6 protein-coding genes are annotated in these 6,415 nt (G+C 61.5%); 1 reads left to right on the plus strand and 5 read right to left on the minus strand.

The features are described from left to right. Positions 1-524: 524 nt before the first annotated feature. From Q0D52_RS10050 to Q0D52_RS10065, 4 genes are read right to left on the minus strand one after another with little or no spacing between them, the layout of a single operon-like run. Positions 525-2,357, minus strand: coding sequence for an ABC transporter ATP-binding protein (locus tag Q0D52_RS10050; protein ID WP_294382670.1), 1,833 nt, complete (start codon positions 2,355-2,357; stop codon positions 525-527). Then, complete coding sequence (locus Q0D52_RS10055; RefSeq protein WP_294382673.1) at positions 2,357-2,914, minus strand: hypothetical protein; 558 nt, start codon at positions 2,912-2,914, stop codon at positions 2,357-2,359. Before Q0D52_RS10055 ends, Q0D52_RS10050 begins: the two co-directional genes overlap by 1 nt. A 36-nt stretch (positions 2,915-2,950) precedes the next feature. Beyond that, on the minus strand, positions 2,951-3,217 hold the full coding sequence (locus Q0D52_RS10060) for a PqqD family protein (protein WP_294382676.1): 267 nt from the start codon (positions 3,215-3,217) through the stop codon (positions 2,951-2,953). Continuing rightward, positions 3,207-4,061 (minus strand): hypothetical protein, encoded by an 855-nt coding sequence (locus Q0D52_RS10065; protein WP_294382679.1) that lies wholly within the window; start codon positions 4,059-4,061, stop codon positions 3,207-3,209. The genes Q0D52_RS10060 and Q0D52_RS10065 overlap by 11 nt, the downstream gene beginning before the upstream one ends. Before the next feature lie 239 nt (positions 4,062-4,300). Between Q0D52_RS10065 and Q0D52_RS10070 the strand changes: the two genes are divergently transcribed. Further along, the gene (locus tag Q0D52_RS10070; RefSeq protein ID WP_294382683.1) at positions 4,301-5,671 is read left to right on the plus strand and encodes a nucleotidyltransferase family protein; all 1,371 of its coding nucleotides are present in this window, start codon (positions 4,301-4,303) and stop codon (positions 5,669-5,671) included. Between the two features lie 250 nt (positions 5,672-5,921). Here Q0D52_RS10070 and Q0D52_RS10075 read toward each other — a convergent pair whose 3' ends face one another. Next, positions 5,922-6,221, minus strand: coding sequence for a hypothetical protein (locus Q0D52_RS10075; RefSeq protein WP_294382686.1), 300 nt, complete (start codon positions 6,219-6,221; stop codon positions 5,922-5,924). Positions 6,222-6,415: the final 194 nt, after the last annotated feature.

The raw sequence follows: 6,415 nt of genomic DNA on the forward strand, positions 1-6,415 counted from the left end.
TACTCGCCGCGGCGATGATCTTTCGCGGCCTTGATGACGTCGAAGAGAGCGGTAAGCGCGAAGGCCCCGGCGGCGGTCCCGCCCAGGAAAAGGTAGATGGCTATCAAGTTGCTGAAAACCACGCAGCCCCTTCCTTATTGCAGCCTTGCTCGTTTTGCCAACGATAATCTACCATATGTTTTGCCCGAGAGGCGCATTTGTCGCACGACAATTTAGATTCCGCAACGATTGCGCATCCCGGCGCGGTGCCTTTCCAGCTCGTCTGGAGCACAAACGGCAGTTGGTGGTCAATTGAGCGAGTTGTGTGCGCTTGGTTTCTTCTCGTGCTCTCATGGAAAATTTGCGACCAGGCCTTTTGCTGGCAGAGGTGCCCCAGCTGACCTCACGGGGCGCGAAAACGCCGGTTTTCCTCAACAACTCGCTCAGTTGACCACGAACTTGGGTTTCGCTTCCCCGAAGATGTGCTTGATTATAAATTCAGAAAAAATGCGGTTACTCATGTCTTCAAATTTCGGAAAAGTGCGCTAATGCGCTTCTGTCAGCATGCCGAATTCCACGTGAAGGCGCATGGTGGCGAACTCGCGCGCTTTTGCGCGATGCGCGGCGACGAAAACCGTTTTACCAGGTAGCGATGCAATATTGGCTAGGACGGCCGCTTCGGTCGCGTCATCGAGCGCGCTCGTAACCTCGTCGAGCACCATGATGGGCGCATCCGAGCACACCGCACGCGCGATAGCCAGACGCTGCAGCTGCCCCTGGGAAAGACCTTGCCCGTGCTCGCCGATCATCGTGTTAAGCCCCAGCGGAAGCTCTTCCACGAAGTTCCAAGCACACGCCACTTCGCACGCACGCTTTACCTGGTCGTCAGTCGCATCAGGGGTAGCGAACGCCACGTTCTCGCGGATTGACCCAGCGAACAGGAAATTGTCTTGCGGCACATAGGCAAACACGCCAGGCGGCACCTGTGATGCGGCGCAGGGGGGAACGACGGACGCGCTCGCAGCGGCGTCGATAAGAAGCGTGCCCGCAGTGGCCGCGCCTGCGGGGGCGTCGGGCGCGGCGGCTGCGGACGTCACGGCACCTTCGGCGAGCTCGTACGCGAAGCCGTCCGCATCGTAGGCACCTAACAGCAGCTTGAACAGTGTGGATTTTCCCGAGCCGGATGGGCCTTCCACCACCACGAAGGAACCTTTGGGAACGAACACGTTTGCGCAGGCCAAGCTTACGGGATCCTCCTCGGGGGAAGCTTCCGTCCCCCCTGCGGGCGCAGGAGCACCTTCCGCCTCCTCGTCATCGTAGGAAAACGCCAGATCGCGCATCCTCACGCCTGAGAGTCGCTGATAGAATTCCTCAGCCGTCACGGGCAAGCAGCCTTCCGAGCGCGGCAACTCCGCCACCTCCATCAGGCGCTCCGCCGACGCGAGCGTCTGATACAGCTGCGGCAGCATGCCCGATAAGCTGGAAACCGGCGCCTGAATGCGCGCCACCAGCTGTAGCACCGCCATGAGCGTGCCGTAACTCATGGCGCCGTGCAAAAGCTCGAACGCGCACCACGTGAGCGCCACGGCATACAGCGCGTTGAAGAAGAACGAGAAGCTCGCGTTGGCGGCGATCGAATACCCGCGACGACGCATCTGCGCGGCGAAATGGTCCTCCTGCAGCGTGTTGGCGCGCGCACTCGTGGCGGGCTGAGCCCCGAACGAGCGGATGACCAGCTGATGCTCGAGCGCCTCTTGCAGAAACACGCGCACGGCGCCTTCCTTTTCCTGCACGGTTTTGTGCAGCGCCTTCAACCGTCCGCGCAGCGTGCGCGCCAGCACGAACGAGAGCAGCGCAGCGGCGGCGAACAGGGCCACCATGGGCGGGCTGATCAGCGCAAGCACCGCAATGGCGAACACGAGCTGCATGAGCATGGACACGAAGCTCGGGATGATGGTCGCCACGCCGTTCGATACAACCTGCACGTCGGAGAACATGCGGTTGGAAAGCTCGCCGGAATGGAAGCGCAAAACGTTGCCAAAGCGCGCGGCGAAGATGCTATCGAGCATCGATTTCCGCAGTTCAAGGGCGAAACGGGCCCGAATGCGCTCCTGGGTGCTGTTGATAGCCGGGCGAAGCACCAGCTGCGCGATGATAACGCCTGCAAGTACCGCCGCGCTTGCCAGCAAGCCGTCGACGTTTCCCGCGACCGCCTGGTCGATAACGGCGCGGCATGCCAGCGCGAAACTCACGAGCACCGCCGCTTGCACCGTGCACAGCACCGACAACGCCACGATGCGGCCATGCTGCGCCTTCGATTGCGCGAACAGCCACGCATAGGTGACCTTGTCCTGCTCGCTCGCCTCAGCCCCGCGCATCAATTTCGCCCCGCTTCGCTCATGGCATCGCGTTTGCGCAGGCCGCATGCCACAAGAGCGCGCTTGCCCGCGCGCCTTACCGCAGCGTTTGCGCCCTTGCACACCTTGCGTGCGGGGAACAGTGCCACCCACAGCTTCGAATACGCATGGTATCCGCGGGAGGTCTCGCAATCGATGCGGCGGCCGTCGCGATAGAAGCCCCGCAGCACGCCGAGCACATCCTCGCGCGGGATGTATTCCAGCATGACGCAGTTATCTCCGCAGATCACGTAGCCTTTTTGGGGGCCGTTTCCGTAATGCCCCACCACGCGATGCAGCACGTACTTCTCACCGCGGCGGTAGAGCGCCACATCGTAGCGACGCAGCTCGCGCTCGGCTGGCACCACCATCATCACGTCATGGCGGTTGCGCAGCATCGGCCACATGGAAACGCCCACAGGCGGCCCCATGTAGAAGCCCTCGGATGCGAGCACGTCCTCGATTTTGCGCGGCTCATCAGGTGAGGAAGACCCATCTGCGTCAGGCGCCGCCGTGGGTATGTCTTTTTCGCACGTCATGAATCGCTTGCCGAATGGAACCTAACGGTTAGGCTCCTACTCCTCAAGCAAGTCGGCATCGCGAAGCTTACCCAAAAACGCCGCGACATCGGCGCGAGCCATGTCTTCGTCGACATCGTATTCCGCCAGCAGAGCCCGGACCAGCGCATCTTCCGTGGTATCCGCACCGAGCTGCTCCCATAGGAACGCGCCCGTGTCGTTCAGGCGAATCATGCAGTGGCGCTCCATGCTGGCCTCGCCCACCGGCACGACCACGTGCTGGCTACCCACTTTGTTCACGATGAAACCGTCTTTAATCTTCATGCCCAGATCCTTCGCATCGATGCATTCGTTCGCGCCCATTATCGCACAGCGTCATCTGGAACGCCGCGTCAAAGGCGGCAGGAGTCGGCGTGCAACGCAGCACGTAAAACGGCGCGCTGTTCACCAACCTATCGAGCAAATCAAGCTGTCGAGCAGCCAAAACGGGATCATGCGGCATCAGAATCTGATTCATGATGCGCGCGACGATTTCCCCGTCATCTTCCAAACGGGACAGGCGGTCCGGCTCGCCCGGCTCGCAGCGCTCGATAAAGCAAACGGCGCGAAGGGGAACGCTCGTGTTTTGCCCCCAGTTTTCCTTGCCGCAGTATGGAGTGCCGTACGCGATGAACTCACCCACCGGCTGGTCGCAGGCGGTCTCGGCAGCTTTCCCACCAGGCGTCTCACTCGGCGCCCCAGCGCCTTTCGCCTCGACGGCTTCCCCATTTCGCCAGCGCAGGATGGGCTTGTCGCCGTTCACCACCGTCACGTCATCGCCTAGCGCGCGCATCCACTGCGCGACGTGCGTGCTTTTGCCCGTGCCGCTTTTTGCTGCGAACGCGAAGCCGCGGCCCGCATACGAGACGATTGCCGCATGGAGCAGAAACGCGTTGTAGTCCAACATGCGCGTGCAAATCTTGCGGTAGAGCGCAAGCGACTCGCAATACGCGGGCGAGAACGCGCCCTCGTCACTGTTTTCCGCCGCAATCTCCTCTGGCGTCGCCGATACCGAAAAGCTGCATTCATCAGGTGCGACGTTGACGACGTAGTCCGCGCAAAGCCGCTCGGAGAACGCATAGCGGTTCTCGATGGCGACAAGAACCTCGGCTATTTGAACGCAGAACATAAACTTCGCTCCTTGGGAAGGCGACGGCGGCGCGGACAGGTTGCAGGCAGCTAGCGGGCTGCACGCAGGCGCCGACAACCGCAACAACTCCCGAATTGCACGGTATGTAGGCATTTCTCGAATCGTGATTATCGCTGCTATATTATAGGCGCACAGGAAGAACGCACGACTGATTGTCAGGTTCGCAAGTAATTTCCACGTGCGCGCATGCTGCAACGAAGCAACGAGAGGAAGAATCCGTGGAGCTTTCCGCTGCCGAAGAATACGCGATCAGAATCATCACCGCTGAAAGCGCCCTTCAACACGCGAAGCGTGACGAGGCTCCCACGGCCAGGGCTTCCGCCTCGCCTGCAGGCGCGCCAGATGGCAAGGTGAGTTGCCCGACCCCCGTCGTACCTGGCGCAAGCCACCCCACCCTCGCTCCAGGCGGAACCGCCACGCCCGAGGCAAATTGCCCGACCCCCGCCCCTCTCACTGTCGCACTTTCCATCCCCGATGATCTGTGGCCTGCCGTGCGGGCCGAGCTGGAGGCGCAATCTGTCATCGGCTATCCGGCAAACGCCGTCGAATCCCTCGGGCTCTCCCCCGCCGACCAGGCGGAATACCTTGCGCGCGCGGGCAAGAACCTGTCGGGCTGGTATCGCCTCATGATGGCGCAAGACAGCGTGCTCGCCGAGTTTCGCCAGGCAGGCATCCCCGTTGCCGTGCTGAAGGGCGCGGCCGCTGCGGCAAATTACCCGCAGCCGAACAGCCGCAGCATGGGCGACATCGACCTCATCGTGCCGCCCGACCATTTCGAGCAAGCATTTTCGCTCATGGAGCGCTTGGGCTGGGAAAACGATATTGAGCTTGAAATCAATCCGCGCCACGCGGGCTTCAAGAAGGCGGGCTGTCCCGAAATCGAGCTGCATCGCTATTTCAGCACATGCACTAACAAGCAGCAGGCACATTTCCTTGACCAGGCCATTTACGACGCCATCCCGCGCGCCGAATGGACCGATGTCGTAGGCTTCAGCGTGCCCGTGTTGCCGCCGCTCGAAAACGGGCTGGTGCTGCTTGCGCATGTCAACCAGCATTTGGGATCAGGGCTGGGGCTTCGCCAGATTCTGGATTGGCAGATGTTCGTCGACGCGCACTTGACCGACGAGCTTTGGGAGCGCGGCTTTCAACATGCGGCGCAGCAGATCGGCATGGAGAAGCTGGCGGTCACCACAACGTGGCTTTGCCGCACCTACCTGGGGCTTCAGACGTCGGCAACATGGTTTGGCGAAGCCGACGCGCAGCTTGCGAGCGACCTTCTGCTCTACATCATGCAGAGGGGGAACATGGGGCGCAAGATGGAGCGCGGCGCGCAGGCAACCCGCACAGTGCTGCACAGCTTCCGCAGCCCCGCGGCATTGGTTCGCTATCTTTACGAGGGCGGGCGCGCTCATTGGGCGCCGGCGCGCAAGCACGCGTGGCTTGCTCCAGCCGCGTGCCTCTACCAAGTGGGGCATGTTATCCGCAAGGGACTCTCGCGCAACGCGAGCATGAGCGAGCTCGTCACCGACGCACGCACCGCTCAAGAAGACATCGACCTGCTCAAACGCCTTGAGGTCACCAGGATGTAGGAAAGCGAAGGCCGGGGGGAAGCGACCGCCGCTTTAGACGAAGATTGGGAAAGCGGCTACGAAATTAATGGCCAGAAAACGAACGGCAACCCGAAACGGTGACCCTAAAATAACCGCCGCCCGAAACGAGCTTCGGGAAAATTGAAGCCGCCAATAATAAAGGATGCTAAAAAGCGGGTTCCAGAACGATTTCTGGAACCCGCTCCGGTTGTTCCGCTGCCGAGCAGTAGGCGCGAGAAGGATAGGTGGCTTAGTAGTAACCCGTCCACTTGGAGCCATCGGGCTCAGTTTTGACACCAGGATCGGCGCCACCGGTCGGGTCGCTACCTGCAGAATCGCCCGACCCCTTGTCGGATGAACCGTCATTGCCTGCGTTCGAGCCGCTCGGCTGGTTGCCCGAAGTGGAGCCAGAGCCGCTCACGCTCGGAGTGTCGCCGCCAGAAGTTGACGTGTCAGCGGAGGACTCGCCCGTCGCGGCATCAGGGGAATCCCCATACACCTCGGACGCATCAACCTCGTTGTCGGCCGTGCCGTCGCCCGACGCTTGCATTACGCCTACGTCCTTAGAAGATGCGTCAGAGGCAGCTGCAACAGCGCTGTCCGTTTTCGACGCCGCCTCATCTTGGCTCGACGCCCGACACCATCAAAACGACGAGAATCGCAACGACAATCAAGACCACCCGCCTAGCGGGTGGTTTGCTCTTTGGGTATAACCCAAGGAAGGCCGGCGCGCGCCTAAAGACG

It is taken from the genome of uncultured Senegalimassilia sp. (genome assembly GCF_934630535.1).
Lineage (GTDB): Bacteria > Actinomycetota > Coriobacteriia > Coriobacteriales > Eggerthellaceae > Senegalimassilia.